Annotated in this window: 20 protein-coding genes; 17 read left to right on the forward strand and 3 right to left on the reverse strand. The window is 44.6% G+C overall.

Features of this window, described 5'->3' with window-relative positions; translation table 11 throughout:
* Window positions 1–27: 27 nt before the first annotated feature.
* From lepB to acpS, 6 genes are all read left to right on the forward strand, one after another.
* Window positions 28–945, forward strand: coding sequence for a signal peptidase I (lepB, locus tag AC0VXX_RS04330; protein WP_475516070.1), 918 nt, complete (start codon window positions 28–30; stop codon window positions 943–945).
* Between the two features lies 1 nt (window position 946).
* Window positions 947–1,624: a ribonuclease III gene (gene rnc, locus AC0VXX_RS04335; RefSeq protein ID WP_110456593.1), complete on the forward strand. Its 678-nt coding sequence runs from the start codon at window positions 947–949 to the stop codon at window positions 1,622–1,624.
* Complete coding sequence (gene era, locus AC0VXX_RS04340) at window positions 1,621–2,613, forward strand: GTPase Era (protein ID WP_475516071.1); 993 nt, start codon at window positions 1,621–1,623, stop codon at window positions 2,611–2,613. The genes rnc and era overlap by 4 nt, the downstream gene beginning before the upstream one ends.
* 111 nt (window positions 2,614–2,724) lie before the next feature.
* On the forward strand, window positions 2,725–3,420 hold the full coding sequence (gene recO / locus AC0VXX_RS04345; protein ID WP_475516072.1) for a DNA repair protein RecO: 696 nt from the start codon (window positions 2,725–2,727) through the stop codon (window positions 3,418–3,420).
* A 108-nt stretch (window positions 3,421–3,528) separates the two neighbouring features.
* A complete protein-coding gene (gene pdxJ, locus AC0VXX_RS04350; RefSeq protein WP_475516073.1) occupies window positions 3,529–4,266 on the forward strand; it encodes a pyridoxine 5'-phosphate synthase in 738 nt (245 codons plus the stop codon).
* Between the two features lie 102 nt (window positions 4,267–4,368).
* Window positions 4,369–4,767, forward strand: coding sequence for a holo-ACP synthase (gene acpS, locus AC0VXX_RS04355; protein WP_475516074.1), 399 nt, complete (start codon window positions 4,369–4,371; stop codon window positions 4,765–4,767).
* 121 nt (window positions 4,768–4,888) lie between these two features.
* Here acpS and AC0VXX_RS04360 read toward each other — a convergent pair whose 3' ends face one another.
* Entirely contained in the window at window positions 4,889–6,172 is a 1,284-nt protein-coding gene (locus tag AC0VXX_RS04360; protein WP_475516075.1) for a sensor domain-containing diguanylate cyclase, read from the reverse strand.
* Between the two features lie 760 nt (window positions 6,173–6,932).
* Between AC0VXX_RS04360 and AC0VXX_RS04365 the strand changes: the two genes are divergently transcribed.
* Window positions 6,933–7,472: an Mpo1 family 2-hydroxy fatty acid dioxygenase gene (locus AC0VXX_RS04365; protein ID WP_475516076.1), complete on the forward strand. Its 540-nt coding sequence runs from the start codon at window positions 6,933–6,935 to the stop codon at window positions 7,470–7,472.
* Between the two features lie 33 nt (window positions 7,473–7,505).
* On the opposite strand, the gene AC0VXX_RS04370 is transcribed toward AC0VXX_RS04365, so the two are convergent.
* On the reverse strand, window positions 7,506–8,789 hold the full coding sequence (locus AC0VXX_RS04370) for an HlyC/CorC family transporter (protein WP_475516077.1): 1,284 nt from the start codon (window positions 8,787–8,789) through the stop codon (window positions 7,506–7,508).
* Between the two features lie 134 nt (window positions 8,790–8,923).
* Entirely contained in the window at window positions 8,924–9,712 is a 789-nt protein-coding gene (locus AC0VXX_RS04375; protein WP_475516078.1) for a cytochrome C assembly family protein, read from the reverse strand.
* A gap of 291 nt (window positions 9,713–10,003) precedes the next feature.
* Between AC0VXX_RS04375 and ffh the strand changes: the two genes are divergently transcribed.
* From ffh to AC0VXX_RS04425, 10 genes are all read left to right on the forward strand, one after another.
* A complete protein-coding gene (ffh, locus tag AC0VXX_RS04380) occupies window positions 10,004–11,377 on the forward strand; it encodes a signal recognition particle protein (protein WP_475516079.1) in 1,374 nt (457 codons plus the stop codon).
* Between the two features lie 207 nt (window positions 11,378–11,584).
* Window positions 11,585–11,836 carry a 30S ribosomal protein S16 gene (gene rpsP, locus AC0VXX_RS04385; protein WP_110456583.1) on the forward strand — a complete coding sequence of 84 codons (252 nt, stop codon included), beginning with the start codon at window positions 11,585–11,587 and terminating at the stop codon, window positions 11,834–11,836.
* Between the two features lie 20 nt (window positions 11,837–11,856).
* Window positions 11,857–12,387 (forward strand): ribosome maturation factor RimM, encoded by a 531-nt coding sequence (gene rimM, locus AC0VXX_RS04390; protein ID WP_475516080.1) that lies wholly within the window; start codon window positions 11,857–11,859, stop codon window positions 12,385–12,387.
* 15 nt (window positions 12,388–12,402) lie between these two features.
* Window positions 12,403–13,149: a tRNA (guanosine(37)-N1)-methyltransferase TrmD gene (gene trmD, locus AC0VXX_RS04395; RefSeq protein WP_110456581.1), complete on the forward strand. Its 747-nt coding sequence runs from the start codon at window positions 12,403–12,405 to the stop codon at window positions 13,147–13,149.
* 35 nt (window positions 13,150–13,184) lie between these two features.
* Window positions 13,185–13,535 (forward strand): 50S ribosomal protein L19, encoded by a 351-nt coding sequence (gene rplS / locus AC0VXX_RS04400; protein WP_475516081.1) that lies wholly within the window; start codon window positions 13,185–13,187, stop codon window positions 13,533–13,535.
* Window positions 13,536–14,000: 465 nt separating this feature from the next.
* Window positions 14,001–15,092: a 3-deoxy-7-phosphoheptulonate synthase gene (locus AC0VXX_RS04405; protein ID WP_475516082.1), complete on the forward strand. Its 1,092-nt coding sequence runs from the start codon at window positions 14,001–14,003 to the stop codon at window positions 15,090–15,092.
* Window positions 15,093–15,106: 14 nt separating this feature from the next.
* Window positions 15,107–16,246 (forward strand): bifunctional chorismate mutase/prephenate dehydrogenase, encoded by a 1,140-nt coding sequence (tyrA, locus tag AC0VXX_RS04410; protein WP_475516083.1) that lies wholly within the window; start codon window positions 15,107–15,109, stop codon window positions 16,244–16,246.
* Between the two features lie 291 nt (window positions 16,247–16,537).
* On the forward strand, window positions 16,538–18,202 hold the full coding sequence (gene hcp / locus AC0VXX_RS04415) for a hydroxylamine reductase (protein WP_475516084.1): 1,665 nt from the start codon (window positions 16,538–16,540) through the stop codon (window positions 18,200–18,202).
* A gap of 59 nt (window positions 18,203–18,261) precedes the next feature.
* Window positions 18,262–19,317 carry an FAD-binding oxidoreductase gene (locus tag AC0VXX_RS04420; protein ID WP_475516085.1) on the forward strand — a complete coding sequence of 352 codons (1,056 nt, stop codon included), beginning with the start codon at window positions 18,262–18,264 and terminating at the stop codon, window positions 19,315–19,317.
* A 179-nt stretch (window positions 19,318–19,496) separates the two neighbouring features.
* Window positions 19,497–19,832, forward strand: coding sequence for a hypothetical protein (locus AC0VXX_RS04425; protein ID WP_475516086.1), 336 nt, complete (start codon window positions 19,497–19,499; stop codon window positions 19,830–19,832).
* Window positions 19,833–19,862: the final 30 nt, after the last annotated feature.

Raw genomic sequence — 19,862 nt, forward strand, 5'->3', positions numbered from 1 at the left:
ACTCATTTGGCAGGAGTTTAGTTAGCTATGGCGGCTTATTTTTCCCTTATTTTAGTTTTGGTGACGCTCAGCAGTGGTTTAATCTGGCTGTTTGATGCCTTAGTGTTAGCGCCTAAGCGTCAGCAGAAGTTGGCGATGGCGCAAGCGACCCAAGCCGATATCAGTGAAGAAAGCGCTGAAAAAATTGTCCGTGAGTCGGCGATAGTCGAAACCTCGCGATCCATTTTTCCAGTTATCGCTTTTGTATTGATTTTGCGCTCATTTATTTATGAACCATTCCAAATCCCATCTGGATCTATGATGCCAACCTTGTTGGTGGGTGACTTTATTCTGGTTGAAAAATTCAGCTATGGATTAAAAGATCCGGTATGGCGCAGCCAACTGGTTGAAACCGGTAAACCAGAGCGCGGCGATGTGACCGTGTTCAAGTATCCTGAAAACCCTAAAATCGATTACATTAAGCGTGTTATCGGTTTACCAGGCGATCGCGTGGTGTATCGCAATAAAGAGCTTTATATTCAAAAAAGCTGCCCTGAGGGGGAAACCGACTGCCCTAAGCTGGAAAAAGTGGCGCGTGTTGGGGTAAATCAAGGGGAGTTTAATCAAGATAATATCCCGTTATTACGCTACAAAGAACAGCTTGGTGATGTCACCCATGACATTTTGATCAACCCAGATCGTGGCGAACCGATTTCTTTTTACTACCGCGAAAATAACCTGGCAGTGGGTGAATTTGTGGTGCCTGAAGGCCAATATTTTGTGATGGGCGATAACCGTGACAATAGTACCGATTCGCGCTTCTGGGGCTTTGTTCCTGAGGCGAATTTAGTCGGCAAAGCGGTCGCTATTTGGATAAGTTTTGAATTTGAGCGTACCCCAGCGGACTTCTTACCCACATGGATCCCAACCGGGGTGCGTTTTAACCGTGTAGGTGGAATCGTTTAACATGGAGCCGATTAAAAATTTGCCTCGTTTGTGCAGAACATTAGGTTATGAATTCAACAATATTGCCTTGTTAGAGCAGGCATTGACTCACCGAAGTGCGGCGAGCAAGCATAATGAACGTCTGGAATTTTTGGGCGACTCCATATTGTCTATCGTTATCTCAGACGCCTTATATCATCAGTTTCCTAAGGCGACTGAAGGCGATTTAAGCCGGATGCGCGCGACATTGGTGTGCGGTAAGATGCTGGCCGAAGTGGCTAAAGAATTTAAGTTAGGTGACTACCTAAAATTAGGCCCTGGTGAGCTAAAAAGTGGTGGCTTTCGTCGTGAATCGATTTTAGCCGATGTGGTCGAAGCCATTATCGGTGCAATCTATCTCGATGCCGATCTCGAGACCTGCCGCGCACTCGTACTAAACTGGTATAAGAGTCGCCTAGCGGTGATTGAACCCATTAATCAAAAAGATCCCAAAACCCTGCTGCAGGAACACCTGCAGGGCTTTAAAAAACCTCTACCGTTATACAAGGTTGTCAATATTAGCGGAGAGGCCCATGCGCAAACCTTTACAGTTGAATGTAAGGTGGAGCAATTAGATGAAGCGGTCGTTGGCGTGGCCAACTCCCGTAGAAAAGCGGAACAAATTGCCGCAGCAGAAGTTTTGGAGCGTATCAAGCGATGAGTAATACCGAAAAGCCACAAGGCAATAATGAACCCAGTTTAGACGAGTTACTGTCTCGTATGAACAGTGGCGCCAGTGGCAGTCAATATGATGTGACATACTGCGGCATGGTAGCCATTGTCGGTCGGCCAAATGTGGGTAAATCGACCTTACTGAATAAGCTATTAGGGCAGAAGATTTCGATCACCTCTAAGAAGCCGCAAACCACCCGCCATCGTATTATGGGTATTCATACTGAAGGCCCGCGTCAAGTGGTGTTTATTGACACCCCAGGTTTGCATATCGAAGAGAAGCGTGCCATTAACCGTTTAATGAATCGTGCGGCATCGAGCTCATTGGCTGACGTTTGTTTAGTGGTATTTGTGGTCGACGGTTTAAACTGGACCGCCGACGATGAGATGGTGCTCAAGAAGCTACAAAGCCGTGATGATGGCCGTAAAACCGTGTTGGCTATCAATAAAGTCGATAACATCAAAGATAAAGAAGCGCTATTTCCGCATTTACAAATGCTGGCTGCTAAATTTGAGTTTGATGAGATTTTACCTATCTCAGCCACTCAAGGCACTAATGTGCAACGTATCATGGATATGGCAATTGAGTCTGTACCTGAGTCGCCACATTTTTTCCCTGAAGATTACGTCACTGACAGATCGCAAAAGTTCATGGCTTCAGAAATTGTCCGCGAAAAACTGATGCGTTTCTTAGGTGACGAGTTGCCATACGATGCCACGGTGGAGATTGAGCAGTTTAAGATGATGGAGAATGGCGTCTACCAAATTAACGCCCTAATCTTAGTCGAACGTGAAACCCAAAAGCGCATGGTGATTGGTAATAAGGGTGAGCGTATCCGTACTATCGCCACTCAAGCCCGCCTAGACATGGAAGTGTTATTTGATAACAAGGTCTTCCTTGAGGTGTGGGTGAAAGTGAAGTCGGGTTGGGCCGATGATGAGCGGGCGCTGCGTTCATTAGGTTATGGCGACGATTAAGGCGCTAACTTAAGCTGAATCAAAGGCCGAGATAGTCTATTGCAACTTAAGCTTGCGGTTGAGTATCTCGGCCTTTATTGTCATTAAATATCAATAATAGAGCAGGGGCAGATGCAGCGGGGATATGTACTTCATACTCGTGCTTATAAAGAGTCGAGTGTACTGGTCAACTTATTAGTCGATGGTCAAGGCCGTATCGACTGCGTCGCTCGTCTTGGTAGTGGCCGCTCCTCGATAAAAAGCATTTTACAACCGTTTCAACCTTTGCTATTTGAGTTAGCGGGTCGCAGTAGCCTAAAGAATCTTTATCAAGTCGAAGCTGCCAGCCCTGCTGTGCCATTAAGTGGCGATGTGATGTTTGCAGGGTTCTATCTCAATGAGCTCTTGGTGCGTTGTTTAGGGATAGAGCATGGTGCGGAGCAACTCTTCTTTGTTTACCATAAAACCCTCATGGCCATGGCGGCGGGATTTAGTCAGGCACAGTTACGCTATTTTGAGGTGGAGTTACTCAAAGAGTTAGGGGTGATGCCTTCGTTAAATTTGGATGTGGATCATGCGCCTATCGAAGCCGATTTTTATTATCGCCTGATGTCAGAAGAGGGCTTTAGTAGCGCCTTGGGGCCTAAATCGAATCATTATCGTGGTGAGATGTTATTGGCCTTAGAGACAGGGCAATTGCATCAGGATGACTTTAAACAGGCCAAGTTGTTAATGCGCCAATTATTATCGGCTGTGTTAGGTGATAAGCCGCTTAAGTCACGCGCTTTATTTAATAAAGGCGTTAAAAAATCCTCTTATAGCAAGTAATTTACTGCGCATCATATGAGTTTCAACTGGTTTTTCCCTTGTGGCTTAGTACAATAAGCGCCAATCAATCATGCAACACTCTCTATCTGTAAAGGTTAAGGACACTTCATGGGCCGTATTCATTTGGGCGTTAATATCGATCACATTGCTACACTACGTCAGGCTCGTGGCACCAGCTACCCAGATCCTGTGCACGCCGCCGCCGTCGCCGAGCATGCTGGCGCTGAGGGGATCACAGTGCACCTGCGTGAAGATCGTCGGCATATCTGCGATCGTGACATTTATCTGTTGGCTAAAACCATTAAAACCCGCATGAATTTCGAAATGGCGGTGACCGATGAAATGCTCGACATCGCCTGTGAAGTTAAACCCACCTATGTTTGTTTGGTGCCTGAAAAACGTGAAGAATTGACCACAGAAGGTGGCCTTGATGTGGCGGGTCAGATGGATAAAATCCGCACGGCAGTTGAGCGTCTAACTGCAGAAGGGATCAAGGTGTCGCTGTTTATTGATGCGGATAAAGCGCAAATTGATGCCACCGTAGCCGTTGGCGCGCCGGTAATCGAACTGCATACTGGCTGTTATGCCGATGCCGAAACGGATATTGAGCAAGCAAAAGAGCTGACTCGCATCAGTGATATGGCGGCTTATGCTCATGGTCAAGGTTTAGTGGTCAATGCGGGTCATGGTCTGCATTATCATAATGTTAAGCCGATAGCGGCGATCCCTGAGTTGTATGAACTCAATATTGGCCATGCCATTATCGCCCGTGCGGCCATTGATGGCTTAGACAAGGCGGTGCGTGATATGAAACAGTTAATGGTTGAAGGACGTAACGGTCAGTAACTGAGGGCTTTTAGGTTAATCATATGATGGTGAACCGGTGACAGATAGGTTCCCCGTTGTCAGTGGTTAACTGGATGGTAAGACAGATTTGTTGGAGTGGTTATGATAGTGGGTCTTGGCACAGATATCGTTGAAATTGAACGTATCGAACAAAGTGTACCTGCTGGTGGCGACACTGAGGCACTAGCAAAGTGTCGCCTAGCGAAGCGAGTGTTAACCCATGCAGAGTTAGCGATATTCATTAGCGCGACTCAGCCTGGTCGCTATTTGGCTAAGCGTTTTGCCGCCAAAGAAGCCGCGGCGAAAGCATTGGGCACAGGGATTGGCCGCGGTGTTTCATTTCAACATATCGAAATAGGTAATAATGACAACGGCGCTCCTCTAATCAGTTTTAGTGGTGGCGCTGCCGATAGATTAGCGGTGCTTGGGGGCGCGCATGCTCATCTATCTATCGCTGACGAAAAGCACTACGCTACGGCGACAGTGATTATTGAGTCTTAAACGCCAGCTGCTGATTCATTACCATCAAGTTGTGTTTATGTGTAAGAGAAAAAGTTTAGCGAGTCGTTAACGCCTTGAACTGCTGTCACTTAGCTGGCCTGTTAATTAAGTCGATAATACTTTATCGCTGCAATGAAACTTTGTTTCGTCCCTCTGCTTTAGATTGATAAAGCGCTCGGTCGGCACGCGCAATGAGTGAAGCGACATCTTCTTTGGCGTGTAACTGTGCCACTCCCGCAGATATAGTCACGCCCTCAATTTTAGGATAGCCGATATTAGCTACGGCAATGCGGCACCGCTCAACCAAGCCATTAGCGGCATTGAGATCGCAATTATCAAACAGTAGCAGAAACTCTTCACCTCCCCATCGAATGACATGGTCGGTTAACCGCAGGCAGGACTTAATGGTTTCTGCGACTATTTGTAGTATTTTGTCGCCGGTAGGATGGCCCCATTGATCGTTAATGTTTTTAAAATGGTCGATATCAATCATCGATAATGAAAAAGGGGTGCCGTGAAGCGATTTCATAAAATATTTTTCAATTTCGAGCTCGCCAGCACTGCGGATCAATACCCCTGTTAGTGCATCTAGTTTGGATATTTCTCTAAATGCTTGTTCATCTCTAACGCGCTCAGAAAGATCTTTGCTAACGCTAACATAATGTGTGGTGTTACCTATATTGTCTTTGATTGGTGTGATGCTTTGGTCTGAATAATATTGGCTGGCATTTTTACGCTTATTTAAAAACGTAGCCCTAAAGGTATGGCCCTTTAACAAGGTGTTCCAGAGTTCTTGATAGAACTCCTGTTGATGTTCTCCGGATTTTAACATTGATGGTCGTTGGCCAAGAATGTCACTGTATGAGTAACCCGTTTGCGAGACAAATCCCTGATTAACATAGTTTATGATGCCATTGGTGTCGGTGATCATCACAGAGTCTGGTGTGTTATTAAGCGCTTCCATTAGGAGCTGCTCGGTATTATCTGAGGCGATTTTATGGCTAATATCTTGTTGAATAGAGATAAAATGACTGACTTTCCCCGAGTCATCGAACACTGGAGAGATGTTCCACTCAACATAGTAAGTTGACCCATCTTTTTTATAATTTATGGCAGAGCCGTGAAAATTTTGATTGTTTGCCAAACAGTAACGTAGTTGGTTAATGACATTTGGACAGGTTAGCGGTCCTTGTAATATACGTGGAGACAGCCCCTTCAATTCATTAGCCTGGTAGCCAGTCATTTTACAGAAAGCGGGGTTTGCATAAAGAATTTTGGTGCCAGATTTACCTAAATCGGCATCAGTGATGATTACAGCATTAAAAGATTGCTCAACCCCCATCTTCAGCATGGTTAGTAGATCTGAGTTAGCTATTTCAGCTTTATCATTTAGCGCGTTTAGCATAAATCTTCTCTATTCTCCTCAAAGGTGGTATTTGCAGAGATAACGTCGACATTATTAAGCTTACTCGTTGTAGCAATCTTAACGGTTAAGCCGTTAATTTTCGAGAATATCACCCACCCACATTCTGAATAACGTATGCCGTGTAAATAGGGCTGTTTTGTCTCTATGATTGTAAAACAAATAAAGTGTTATGCTCACCTTTTACGCTGCAACACTCGCAACCTTGCTCTATAAATAGTGGTTGATTATGGATCGTGCTGTATGCAAAACGCGCTAATCATGACGGGTTTTTAATAAAAATTATTTTGCAAATACTTTAAATAAGTTAAGTATATCAAACTATTAATAGGAAATTTTACGAGAGTAAATAAACAGGTTGTTTTGGTATGTATGACTGACTTTAAGCTGTTTTACAGTCAGTTACTGGTGAATATGCTTTTATTTATCAGTGGTAAAATCTTAATTGTCTTGCTTTACAGGATGCCAATAGGTGTGGGTAAATACTTAGCACTAAATTGGATGTATGGTTTTGGTGGTTCTGCTCACAAGGAAACTATGGGGGCTTCCCTATTGTTAATTTTTAAGGGGGCTTAATGTTAATCTAGTAACTTTACTTAAAATACGTTAGGTTACTTTGAATATGCATATAGCATAATGAGTTAGCTAAATTAGCTCATCGTACTCAATTAATTGTACAGCTTATAGTTGATGATAATGCTTATTTTAAAGATTATGCGATCCCATTACATGGAGTGTGTTGATGAAATCTGCGGTAGAACAGTTATCCACTTATAAAAGTGTTCATCTAAATCCAGCCAATATTAAGACCCATTTTATTGGTGTGCCACTGATTATTTGGTCAGCATTTGTGATGCTAAATACGATTCCTATTACGTTTTTAAAATTAACGGATCCTACTTTGGTACTTAATGTGGCGGGGCTCTGTGCTGTTGGCGTGCTTATTTATTACTTTAAATTACATGTGAGATTGGCGCTTGGATTAACCTTATTCATCATACCTGTATTATTTAGCTCATATTATGTGGCTCAGATGGAGGCTGCTTGGGTCATTGCTTTGAGTGTGTTTGTCATTGGTTGGGTGTTTCAGCTGATTGGCCACAAGTATGAGAAGGCAAAACCTGCTTTTATTGACGACTTAAATCAGTTGTTGATTGGGCCGTTTTTTTTGATGGCAGAGCTCTATTTTATGATGGGGTTTGAGCAGGATTTGAATCAGGAGATAACTCCTCTGGCGGTGGCTAAACGCCGTGAACTCGAAAAAGGTGTGCCAACAACATAAAGGGTCAGCGTCACCTCCTTCATAAACAAGTTTTTAGTATTTACCGACTTTAGGCAACTTATAATGCTGTGGCATCACGCGCACTGTCTTAATCATGTTTTCGCCAACTTCAACAATTTCAATAGGATAACCAAATATACGCATCGAGGTATTTGGCTCCGGAATATCTTCAAGATATTCGATAATCAAGCCGTTAAGGGTTTTGGGACCATCGATGGGAAAGTGCCATCCCATCTCTTTATTCAAGTCACGTATATTTATGGTGGCATCGATAAGATAGCTGCCATCGGGTTGCTTATTGATATCTTCGCTGGGGGTGGTGACCATGGAAGTGGTGAAGTCACCCACAATCTCTTCGAGAATATCTTCTAACGTCACTAGGCCCTGGATATCGCCGTATTCGTCAACCACCAGCCCTATGCGTTCTTTATTGCGCTGAAAGTTAGCTAATTGTACGTTGAGCGGGGTTCCCTCAGGAACAAAATAGAGCTCTTTAACCGCACGTAACAATGATGATTTACTAAATTGCCCCTTTGATTGCAATCGCAAGGCATCCCGTAAATGGACAAAACCAACGGCATCATCGATAGTATCGCGATACAGTAACACGCGAGTATGTGGGCTCTGGATCACTTGGCGGTTAATGCTCTTAAAGTCATCATTGATGTTGATGGCATATAACTCAGAGCGTGGGATCATAATGTCTTCGACGGTGACTTTTTCAAGATCCATAATCGAAAGCAGCATCTCTTGATGTCGTCTAGGGATCAAGGCTCCCGCCTCGTGTACCACGGTTCTCAATTCTTCTTGGCTTAAGGCATCATCTTCTTTAACTGAACGTATGCCCATAATATGCAAGATGGTGGAGGTAATTAAATTAACCACCTTAACCAGTGGCCATAGCACCACCAATAGCATTTTTAGTAAGACGCTCGAGGGGAAAGCGATGCGCTCCGGGTGGAGTGCTGCAACCGTCTTGGGGGTGACTTCGGCAAATACCAACACCACTAAGGTTAATACTCCAGTCGCAATTGCAACCCCAATATCACCAAACAGACGAATGCCAACAATGGTGGCAATTGCTGAAGCGAGAATGTTAACTAAGTTGTTACCTATCAGAATAAGACCGATAAGTCGGTCGGGTCTATCGAGTAGTTTAATTGCCCGCAGTGCACCTTTATGACCATTGTTGGCTAAATGACGGAGTCGGTAGCGATTAAGTGACATCATGGCGGTCTCAGACCCTGAAAAATAGGCTGAGATAATGATGAGTACGAATAGAATAATAAAAAGTACGCTGGTGGATATTGCGTCCAATCAGTGGCCCCACTATGGCGATAATTAAGAAAAAAGCGTTGAGGAGTAGTAAATACAGCGATTTGCCTGAAGAGTCAAGCTAACCCAAGGTACGCTTTGTCATGCGTAGCCTCAGGTAAACGCGATTACTGCGGTTATTGTAAAATCAGTTCTTTGACGATTCTGGCGCCAAAGTAAGCCAGTGAAAGCAGTATTGCTCCACTTAATGTGTAGGCCACGGCGGTACGGATTTTACAGCCAACCCAATATTGTTGAGCAAGCATGGCGATATAGGTAAACCAAGCCATGATCGATAAAATCGCCTTATGACCTTTACCTTCGGCAAACATATCATCAAGGAAAATAAAGCCAGTGGCTAATGACAAACTCAGCAGCATCACGCCAATAATCACCAGGTGATAAAGTTGTTTTTCCACTGTCATCAAAGGAGGGATCGCAGGGCTTAACATTAACTGCTTCTTTTTGAGCTTGTTTTGGATCATGGCGAGCTGTATTGCATATAGCGCAGCAATCATCAATGCGCTGTACGCCATGAGCGACAGTACTACGTGGGCTAATACTTCAGGATAAAGCTCAAAATGAATAATAAATTGTGGCGGTAGTAACCAGAGTAAAGCGACCGAAATGACCGAGCAGGCATAGACAACCGGTACAACCACAATCACCTTGAGCCTAAACATTAAAATGGTAAAGGTGAATGCAATAATCCAATTCACCATAGAGATAACATTGGTTAGGCTAAAGTTTTGACCATCGCCAGTAAAGATGGCTTGATAAAGTGCGGCGGCATGCAATACCACAGCAATGCCTGCAAACCCTGCCACCGCTCGACGGTTAGGCCCTTGGGCATGAAACAGACGACTAACCACCAAGATAAGGGCGATACTATAGAAAAATATGGCTGAAGCCGAAAAAATGACCATCGAAAATTAACCTATCGTTATGTTAGCTTTCTGTGCAATATCAACCCATTTAGGCTGGGCTGTATGTTACCAAGTAATATCATTAGAATAACACGATCGATGCATAAATGGGCAGGGGCTTTACACACAAAAATTAGTCCTTTCTGAGCGTTACTCCTAAGTTTTGCGATTTTATTGTGTGGTAAGGCAAAAGATCGACACCGATTACTTGATCAGTGCGGTAGCATAATCTCTATGCATGGTTATAATACTGGCCAATCATGTACATTCTAAACGGTAAAGAACGCGATAATGTTTGAGAACTTAACGGACAGATTATCACGTACCCTGAAGAACATCAGTGGTCGTGGTCGCTTAACTGAAGACAATATAAAAGAAACGTTACGCGAAGTGCGCATGGCGCTACTTGAAGCCGATGTTGCTTTGCCTGTAGTGCGTGCCTTTGTTGATAGCGTTAAAGAGCGAGCGGTAGGCCAAGAGGTCTCCAAAAGCTTAAGCCCGGGCCAAGCCTTTATTAAGATAGTACAAAGCGAGTTGGAAAACGCCATGGGCGAAGCCAACGAAGCGCTAAACCTATCGGCTCAGCCGCCAGCAGTGATCATGATGGCAGGTCTTCAAGGGGCGGGTAAAACCACCAGTGTCGCCAAACTGTCTAAGTTTTTGCGTGAGCGCGAAAAGAAATCGGTACTTGTGGTCAGCGCTGACGTATATCGTCCTGCGGCAATCAAACAGCTTGAAACCTTAGCGGCAGAAGTTGAGGTTGAGTTTTTCCCGTCGGATGTCAGTCAAAAACCGATTGATATCGTAAACGCAGCACTGGCACACGCTAAGCTCAAGTTTATCGATGTCGTGATTGTCGATACTGCGGGTCGTCTGCATGTTGATGAAAGCATGATGGACGAGATAAAAGCGTTACATGCGGCCGTTAACCCGATTGAAACTCTGTTTGTGGTCGATGCCATGACAGGTCAAGATGCGGCCAATACGGCTAAAGCATTTAACGAGGCGTTACCATTAAGTGGTGTGATCCTCACCAAAGTCGATGGTGATGCACGTGGTGGTGCGGCCTTATCGATTCGCCATATTACCGGCAAACCAATTAAATTCTTGGGTGTGGGAGAGAAGACCGACGCCCTAGAGCCATTCCACCCTGATCGCGTAGCGTCGCGTATTTTAGGAATGGGTGATGTTCTGTCGCTGATTGAAGAGGTTGAGCGCGGCGTCGATAAAGAAAAAGCGATGAAGCTGGCTGCCAAAGTGAAGCAGGGCGGAAGTTTCGATTTAGAAGATTTCCGTGAACAGCTTCAGCAGATGAAAAACATGGGCGGCATGATGAACATGATTGAGAAGCTGCCCGGTGTGGGTCAGCTTCCGCCTGAAGCGCTTGCGCAAGTACAAGATGGCAAGATGACAGGGCAAATGGAAGCGATTATCAATTCGATGACACCAGGTGAGCGTAAGCGCCCCGACATTATCAAAGGCTCGCGTAAACGCCGTATCGCCCTTGGCTCAGGGACGCAAATTCAAGATGTTAACCGCTTATTGAAGCAGTTTACCCAGATGCAAAAAATGATGAAAAAAATGTCGGGTAAAGGTGGCATGAAAAAAATGATGCGTGGCATGAGTGGGATGCTACCACCGGGCATGAAAATGCCAGGCCGTTAACTAGGTCATTAATAGATAAAGATTTAGCATAATTTATTGCGAAATAAGCGCCTTTCGTAGGCGTGTTATTAAGCGTTAAAAACGTTGCATTCGTCGCCGATTCAGGTAGAATCGGGCGGCTTTCTATCTGGGACTCTTCGCGAACACGGGGTTCCAGTTTTTATTTTTGCTTTATAAACAAGCAAACCATTAGAGGATAAAAGACGCATGGTTACCATTCGTTTAGCTCGTGGCGGCGCAAAAAAGCGTCCATTTTATAACATCGTAGTTGCCGATAGCCGCAACGCTCGTGACGGTCGTTTCATCGAACGTGTTGGTTTCTTCAACCCATTGGCTCGTGGCCAAGAAGAAACTCTACGTTTAGACCTAGAGCGTGTTAAGCACTGGGTTTCTAACGGTGCTGCTACTACTGATCGTGTAGCAAAATTGATTAAAGACGCTAGCAAAGCTGCTGCTTAATAGCGTTAAGGTATAGATTAATGAGTAGTCACCAAGAACCTGTTGTACTGGGCAAATTAGGCTCATGTCACGGCATTAAAGGTTGGTTGAAGATCACTAGCTATACCGATTCTGTCGAAGACATTTTTAACTATTCACCTTGGCTAATTAAAGAACAGGGTAAATGGCGCGAGGTTAAGGTCGAACAGTGGCGTTTTCAAGGTAAGGCGTTAATCGCTGAGCTTGAAGGGGTTAATTCGAGAGACCGAGCGCAAATGCTCACTAACTGTGAGATTGCCATTCCTGCAGAGTTGATGAAAGCGTTGCCAGAAGACGAGTTCTATTGGCGTGACCTAATCGGCTGTAATGTAGTGAATACCAAAGGCTATAACATGGGTAAGGTCGACCAAATCGTGGAAACAGGATCGAACGACGTACTCCTTGTAAAAGCTAACGCTAAAGATGGCTTCGGCAAAACGGAACGTATGATTCCTTTTGTGACCGAGCAATTCATCCTTGAGGTGAATTTAGCAGAGAAACAAATTTTAGTGGATTGGGATCCGGACTTCTAAGTCGAGGGACAACAGATGTGGTTAGGGGTAGTAACCCTGTTTCCAGAGATGTTTCGTGCCGTAACAGACTTTGGTGTAACGGGTCGGGCCGTTAGCAACGGCTTGCTGGAGTTGCAAACGTGGAATCCTCGCGATTTCACCCATGATAAACATCGCACAGTGGACGACCGGCCTTATGGCGGCGGACCCGGTATGTTGATGATGGTGCAACCCTTACGCGATGCCATTCACGCAGCGAAAGCCGCTGCGGGGGATAAGGCAAAGGTGATTTATCTTTCTCCTCAAGGACGCAAGCTTACTCAGCAAGGCGTCGAAGAGTTAGCTAAATCAGAGCGTTTGATTTTAGTGTGTGGTCGCTACGAAGGTATTGATGAACGCATTATTCAAACGGAAGTGGATGAAGAGTGGTCGATTGGTGATTACGTGCTTTCGGGCGGCGAACTACCAGCGATGACTCTGATTGATTCAGTATCGCGCTTGGTTCCAGGGGTTCTTGGAAAACAAGCTTCGGCAGAGCAGGACTCCTTCTCTGATGGGTTACTGGATTGCCCCCACTACACTCGGCCTGAAAGCTTAGACGGTATCGATGTACCAGCCGTATTGCTAAGTGGTAACCACGAACATATTAGACGCTGGCGTTTGCAACAAAGTCTCGGAAGAACTTTGTTACGACGACCAGAATTATTTGAAAATCTAGCTCTGACTGACGAACAAACTAAGCTATTAGCCCAATTTGTCGATGCTACCCAAAAGGGTGAGTAACAAATGGTCAGTTATTACTAGGATGGAGTTTATTCATGAATAACATCATTAAAATGCTCAACGAAGAGCAAATGAAGCAAGACGTACCACAATTTGGTGCAGGTGATACTGTTGTTGTTAAAGTACGTGTTGTAGAAGGCGGTAAAGAGCGTCTACAGGCGTTTGAAGGCATCGTTATCGCTAAGCGTAACCGTGGTCTGCATTCTGCATTCACAGTTCGCAAGATCTCTAATGGTGAAGGTGTTGAGCGTGCGTTCCAGACTCACAGCCCAATCATCTCTAGCATCGAAGTTAAGCGTCGCGGCCGTGTTCGTCGTGCTAAGCTTTACTACCTACGTGATCGTTCAGGTAAATCTGCACGTATCCGTGAGAAGCTTGCTAAGTAAGCAAACGCTTCAAGTAAACAAGATGCAGTGTTCGCACAAATACCCGCCTTATGGCGGGTTTTTGTGTTTTAGGGGCTGAAAAAGTCAGTGAAAAAAGAGAGGTTTATTTATATCCTGCAAGGTAGTAAAAACACCTCTCATGCGGGTTGTCAGCCCCTTAACCTTGAAGACGAGTTAACCTCACACGATAACCTTTAATCGATAACCTTTAATCGATAATCTCTAATTTAATTTCTATGCTGAAAACGGTAAACATGGCAAAAAAGTATTGAATTGTTATCTATAAGCATTTTTTACTTGATTCAGGGTAAAAGCACAGGCATAGTTGAATTTACAATGTAATGGTGAACTGTTACGCTATTGCGGTGTGGTTTGTAACAGGTGAGTAAGTCGTAGTTCAACATGCGTTATCTGAATCAAGATAATTTTAGTGGCAATATCAATACACAGAGGTTGGTGACAAGTATGCAACAAGACACAATTAATAACGTCCACATTAGTTCTGAACAGGTGTTAGTTACACCTCATGAGTTAAAGCAGCAACTACCTCTGTCAAAGCAAGCTTATCACTATGTACTTAATGCTCGTAAAACCGTGTCTGATATTGTGCACAAACGTGATAACCGGGTATTGGTTGTCAGTGAACCGTGTTCTATCCATGATATCAAGTCTGCCAAAGAGTACGCACTTAAACTTAAAACCCTACATGATGAACTGCAAGATGAGTTTTATATTTTGATGCGAGTGTACTTTGAAAAGCCGCGCACGACCGTGGGCTGGAAAGGTATGATAAATGACCCAGATATGGATGAGTCTTTTGATGTTGAAAAAGGGCTGCGTATGGCCCGTGAATTAATGATCTGGTTAGCCGAATTAGGCTTGCCAGTTGCCACTGAAGCTCTTGACCCTATCAGCCCACAATATATCTCTGAACTCGTTACCTGGTCGGCGATCGGGGCGCGCACGACTGAGTCGCAAACTCATCGCGAGATGGCATCTGGGTTATCTATGCCTGTTGGGTTTAAAAATGGTACCGATGGTAAGTTAGGCGTCGCCATTAATGCGCTTGAATCTGCAGCCAGTAGTCATCGATTTATGGGAATAAATCAGGCTGGACAAGTGGCATTATTGCAAACGGCGGGTAACCCTGATGGGCATGTGATTCTAAGGGGCGGCAAAACACCAAATTACGATGCTCAAAGCGTTGCAGAGTGTGAGCGCCAACTGCATGCCGCCAAGCTAAATGCACGATTAGTGGTAGATTGTAGCCATGGTAATTCATCAAAAGATCACAATAAACAACCTGAGGTTTGCCAAGATGTCTTTGATCAAATTGAGCAAGGTAATCGTTCAATTATTGGGGTTATGTTAGAGAGCCATCTCAATGAAGGTAATCAAGCTTGCGATAAACCCTTAAATGAACTGGCTTATGGTGTCTCGGTGACTGATGCGTGTATAAACTGGCAAGATACTGAACACCTATTACGTCATGGTGCGGCGCAATTAGCGTCGGTTTTACCGACAAGATTTGATATGCTCAAGGCTGCAAATGCTTGATGGATAATTCAAAAATGAATGAAAAGACCACCGAAGAGCTCGAAAAGTTACGCGGCCATATCGATAATGTCGATCAACAACTACTGCATCTGTTGCGCAAACGTCTGGACCTTGTTGGGCAGGTGGGGGCGGTTAAACACGCTGCAGGTGTGCCGATTTATGCACCTGAACGTGAAGCGTCGATGCTCGCTAAACGCCGCGAAGAAGCTAGTAAAATGAATGTTTCTCCGCAGCTTATCGAAGATATTTTGCGTCGCTTGATGCGCGAGTCTTATCTTAACGAGAAGGATGTGGGCTTTAAGCAAGTCAAAACCGATTTAGGCCACGTGGTTATTGTTGGTGGTAACGGTAAGCTTGGTGGGCTGTTTAGCCAAATGCTGCGTTTGTCTGGTTATCATGTGAAATCACTTGATAAAGATGACTGGCCAAATGCGGATGCAATTTTTGCTGGAGCAGGGTTAGTTATTGTTACTGTCCCCATCAGCATCACTTGTGAGTTGATCACTAGTAAATTGGGCCGGTTACCCGAGTCCTGTATTTTGGCCGATTTAACGTCAGTTAAGGCAAAACCTTTAGATGCAATGCTAACGGCTCATAAAGGCCCTGTGGTTGGTCTGCATCCCATGTTTGGCCCAGATGTCGGTAGCTTGGCCAAGCAAGTTGTGGTGGTGTGTCATGGACGAGATCAAGATAAGTATCAATGGTTAATGGAGCAGATACAGATCTGGGGAGCCAGACTTGTTGAAGCCGATGCGCAAAAACACGATAAGGCGATGCAACTTGTGCAAGCGATGCGTCATTTCTCCTCGTTTGTCTACGGGCTTAATCTTTATCGGGAGGAAGCTGATATCGATACTCTGTTGCAGTTTAGCTCGCCCATTTATCGATTAGAACTGGCGATGGTTGGGCGTCTTTTTGCCCAAAGTCCCGAACTTTATGCCGATATTATTTATGCCCAGCGTGAAAGTTTGACTGCAATTGGTGATTATTTGGAGAACTACGCTCAAGCTCTTGAACTGTTAAAGTCAGGCAATAGGCAGGGCTTTATCGATCAGTTTGAAGAGGTCGCCAATTGGTTTGGTGATTTTGCACCACAATTTCAGCGCGAGAGTCGCGCCATGTTGCAATCGGTTAACGACATGAAAGTGGGCTAACTATCGTCTTTATCATTGTTAACCGCTAATTTGAACTTAAACCTGAGCCTAGATTAACGCTATCTGGCTCAGGTTTTTTTGTGGATTGAAAACAGGTTATCGTCCATCAATCTCATATGTTCGTTGTTCTTAAGCTCAAAAAATCCCATATTAGTTGCACTTATTCTAATTTGATCTGCCTCATAGTTTATCGCATTGATCCAATAAATCGCTTTAGCTGATGACCAAGTCGCAGTAGACTTTATTAAAACATGCAAAATAAAGGCATGATTAAAAATAGGAGTAGTTGTAATGTTTTGTATTCAGTGTGAGCAAACGATTAGAACCCCAGCGGGTAATGGCTGTAGTTATTCTCAAGGTATGTGCGGTAAGTTGTCTGATACCTCAGATCTGCAAGATCTGTTGATCTACTTGCTTCAGGGCGTTTCAGCCTATGCGGTTAAGGCAAGAGAGTTTGATATTATTGATAGTGAAATTGATACCTTTGTTCCTAAAGCCTTTTTCGCCACACTAACAAACGTCAACTTTGATGATGAGCGATTAATCGATTACGTCAATCAGGCGGAACTTTATCGTAACCGCCTAAAGGCGGCCTATGAAACGGCATGCGCTGAAGCTGGCAAAGCTGTCGATACGCTTATTCCTGCAGCATCATTAATATTGGCAACATCTAAGCCTGAAATGCTTGCTCAAGCCGCTCAAGCAGTGCCTAATCGCGGTAAAGAGAGTGTTCATGAAGATATTATGGGCCTGCGTTTACTTTGTCTTTATGGCCTAAAAGGTGCTGCGGCCTACATGGAGCATGCTCGCGTTCTTGATCAAACAGATAGCGACGTAGCGGCTAACTTCCATGAAATTATGGCGTTTCTTGGCTCAGATTCAGAAGATGCCGACAAACTGTTTGCCACGGCAATGGAGATTGGTCAGCTAAACTATCGCGTGATGGCGATGCTAGATACGGGCGAAACTGAGTCGTTTGGTCACCCTGAGCCGACGCAAGTCAACACGGTTGCTGTGAAAGGCAAAGCTATTTTGGTCTCTGGCCATGATATGAAAGACTTAGAGCTAATTTTAGAGCAGACACAAGGCAAGGGCATTAATGTCTTTACCCATGGTGAGATGTTGCCAGCGCTGGCTTACCCCGCCTTTAAAAAGTACCCACATCTTGTCGGTAACTACGGCAGTGCGTGGCAGAATCAGCAGAAAGAGTTTGCTAACTTCCCTGGTGCAGTAGTGATGACCTCTAACTGCATTATCGATCCAAATGTAGGCGATTACTCTGACCGTATTTTCACCCGCAGCATTGTAGGTTGGCCTGGTGTAACCCATATTATGGGTGATGATTTTTCTACAGTGATCGATAAAGCACTATCGCTAGAAGGCTTTATCTATGATGAGATCCCCCATCTTATCACCATAGGTTTTGCTCGAAATGCGTTAATGGCTGCTGCGCCTGCCGTGATTGAAAATGTGAAGAATGGCTCGATTAAACACTTCTTCCTTGTGGGAGGGTGTGACGGTGATAAGTCTGAGCGTAGCTACTTTACCGATATCGCAACAGCGGCACCAAAAGACTCAATTATCATGACCTTAGGCTGTGGTAAGTATAAGTTTAATAAGCTTGCATTTGGCGATATTAACGGTATTCCGCGTTTATTGGATATTGGTCAATGTAACGATGCTTATTCAGCGATCCAGCTAGCGATTGCACTGTCAGAAGTGTTTGAGTGTGAGATAAGCGAGCTGCCACTGAGCTTAGTATTGTCATGGTTTGAGCAAAAGGCGATCGTGATCCTGTTGACCTTGTTATCACTGGGCGTGAAGAACATCCGCACAGGCCCAACGGCTCCGGCATTCTTGACTGAAAATCTCGTTAAGATTCTAGAAGATAAGTTTGGTTTGCGTACGACTACAACTGTCGAAGCCGATCTCAAGGATATCTTAAGCGTCGCTTAATTCGTCTAACACCTATGGCTAAGGTCATAGGTGTTCTATTTTCCAGGGTAACTCACTCTATGAACAGCCAACAATATCACTCTGCGACTTGGCAGCATGGCGAGGTACGTCTAAGGTGCGTCGAGCGCTGGCAAGAAACTCACGATGTCACTAGTTTCCGTTTTCAGGGCGAACAGAGTGTCAAGTTTCATTTTAAGCCAGGGCAATTTATCACCTTGTTGCTTAATATTAATGGTAACGCCGTTGCACGTAGCTATACCATATCTTCATCGCCTTCTCGTCCTTACTCTATCGTGGTAACGGTTAAGCGGATCGAGGGCGGAGTAGCATCAAATTACTTAGTGGATCATCTGCTGCCTGGGCATAGCGTTACGGCTCGCGGACCAGATGGGGTGTTTAACTTGGTTGATATCGATGCTGATAAGTACCTGTTTTTAAGTGCAGGTAGCGGCATTACCCCTATGTATTCTATGTCTCGCTGGTTGACCGATACTCAAATCGGCAGCAACATTGCTTTTTTCCATAGTGCCAAATCACCACAAGATCTGATTTTCCATCAGGCTTTACAACAGCTAGAGCAACGCCATGAACACTTCTCGTTAGATTATAGCTTAGAAGAGGGGGAGAATGCTGAGATTGATTGTTATCAGGGACGTCTCTCGTTAGTCTCCTTAGCGTCAGCAGTACCTGATTACAAAGAGCGAACCATATTTGTCTGCGGCCCCGCACCTTATATGCAGGCGGTTCGAACTATGCTTGAGCAAGCTGGTTTTGACATGAGCCGTTATCATCAAGAGAGCTTTGGTGATGCGCTCGCAGCGCCTTTACTGTCAAAGTCTACCACAGCGTCAGCCCCGTTTATGTTGCATATTGGCGATGTTAAGACGCCGCTGTCAGCGGAGCAAACGGTGCTTGAAGGCATTGAAGCGGAAGGCTTACCCATTATTGCGGCATGTCGCTCTGGCGTATGCGGAGCGTGTAAATGTAAGGTGATCGAGGGGGAAACCATCTCAAGTAGTTCTTTAACCTTATCTTCAGCTGAAATTGAACAGGGCTATATTTTGGCATGTTCGACTCGGCTTCAATCTAATGTAAAGTTGAGTTTGAACGAGTAATACTTGATGGATTTATTGGTATAGAGGTGGTTTTAACGTAAGCAAAGTAGAGTTAAAAGCGGCATCATTACATTCGACAGATTTGCGTAAATGCAGGTGACACAGTATGGTTAATTAATAGAGACTCTCGTATTGAGTCTGCTCATACCATTTTTTGGCAGCCTTGGAGTGACCAGCTTATGATAACCACGACATCTCAACATGCTGGTATTGATGATCATAGCCTCGGTCATCTGTTATATGGACTAATGTTGGCATTTCCGCTGTTTTTGCTGCCGCCATTGCTTGGCTTAGCCATTAATTGTGCGCAGAAAAGTAGTAAGATGAGTCAGCTACTTTATTCACATATCCGTTGGCAACGTTGGTCCATGTTGACGCTGTTGTCGATGTTAATATTGGCTTATATCATGCCGCAGGCTTGGCTAGCGGTGACATTAAGTATTGTCTCTTTATGTTGGTTTTGTCATCGCACCATAAAGGGCTGGATGGCGCTAGTTGATGGCCAAGCGATTTAATAATTTATCTTCATAATTTGTTGTTATTAA

The sequence above is a fragment of the Shewanella sp. QJM3NY_23 genome, assembly GCF_056173105.1.